The 1,319-nt window shown below is 66.3% G+C and carries 1 protein-coding gene and 1 other annotated feature; the gene reads left to right on the top strand.

Translation table 11 applies throughout. From position 1 onward, the window contains the following. Window positions 1–50 precede the first annotated feature (50 nt). Window positions 51–1,279, top strand: a protein-coding gene (locus FV233_RS29465; protein ID WP_147899639.1) for an IS3 family transposase whose coding sequence is annotated in 2 segments (ribosomal slippage) — window positions 51–339 and window positions 339–1,279 — 1,230 coding nt in all. Because the reading frame shifts where the segments join, the coding sequence is not laid out codon by codon here. Next, window positions 332–448, top strand: a sequence feature (AL1L pseudoknot). It overlaps the preceding gene by 117 nt. Window positions 1,280–1,319: the final 40 nt, after the last annotated feature.

Raw genomic sequence — 1,319 nt, 5'->3', positions numbered from 1 at the left:
TGAACCGCCCCGGGTTTCCCGGAAGCTCCAACTCCTGAGAGGATGGAGCCATGACGAAGCGAACCCCACCGTATTCTCCTGAGGTCCGTGCCCGCGCGGTGCGGATGGTGCTGGACCATCAAGGCGAGCATGCCTCGCAATGGGCGGCGATCAGCTCGATTGCGGCCAAGATCGGCTGTTCGGGCGAGACGCTCCGGAACTGGATCCGTCAGTCCGAGCTGGACACGGGACAACGGGGCGGCCCGAGCACGGAGGAGCGCGAGCGGATCAAGGCGCTGGAGCGGGAGAACCGCGAGTTGCGTCAGGCCAACGAGATCCTCCGGAAGGCCAGCGCATATTTTGCGATGGCGGAGCTCGACCGCCCTTTCAAACGATGAAGGCGTTCATCGACGAGCACCGCGATGCCTACGGGGTCGAGCCGATCTGCAAGGTCCTGCCGATCGCCCCGTCGACGTACCATGCCCATGCCGCGCGGCGAGCCGATCCCGGTAAGCTACCGGCACGAGCCAGGAGCGACGCGGCGCTGATGGTCGAGATCCAGCGCGTGTTCGAGGCGAACTTCCACGTCTACGGCGTGCGCAAGGTCTGGCGGCAGCTCGGCCGGGAAGGGATCGTGGTGGCCCGGTGCACCGTGGCGAGGCTGATGCGGGCGATGGGACTGAAGGGTGTCGTGCGGGGTAAGACAGTCCGGACGACGATCCCCGATCCGGCAGCTTTGTGCCCGCTCGACCGGGTCAATCGACAGTTCAAGGCACCGCGCCCCAACGCCCTGTGGGTCAGCGACTTCACCTACGTCGCGACCTGGTCCGGGTTCGTCTACGTGGCTTTCGTGATCGACGTCTTCGCCCGCCGCATCGTCGGCTGGCGGGTCTCTCGGACGGCTCACGCTGCCTTCGTGCTGGATGCCTTGGAGCAAGCCCTGCACGAGCGTCGTCCCGTCCAGGGCGGCGGGCTCGTGCACCATAGCGACAGGGGCTCGCAATACCTTGCGCTGCGCTACACCGAGCGGCTCGCCCAGGCTGGTGTCGAGCCGTCCGTCGGCAGCGTTGGCGACTCCTACGATAATGCCCTCGCGGAGACGATCAACGGCCTGTTCAAAGCCGAGGTGATCCATCGACGCGGCCCATGGCGGTCTTTCGAGGCCGTCGAGTTCGCCACCCTCGAATGGGTCGACTGGTTCAACACCCGCCGCCTGCTCGAACCGATCGGGAATATCCCGCCCGCCGAGGCCGAAGCGCGCTACTATGCCCAGGCCGAGGTCCAAGCCTTGGCGGCCTGACCCAAACCAAATGGCCTCCGGGAAACCCGGTGCGGTTCAG

The organism is Methylobacterium sp. WL7, assembly GCF_008040085.1.
GTDB classification, from domain to species: Bacteria; Pseudomonadota; Alphaproteobacteria; order Rhizobiales; family Beijerinckiaceae; genus Methylobacterium; species Methylobacterium mesophilicum.
Note: the sequence above shows the minus strand (reverse complement) of the source record. Positions and strands in the feature narration are given on the sequence as shown.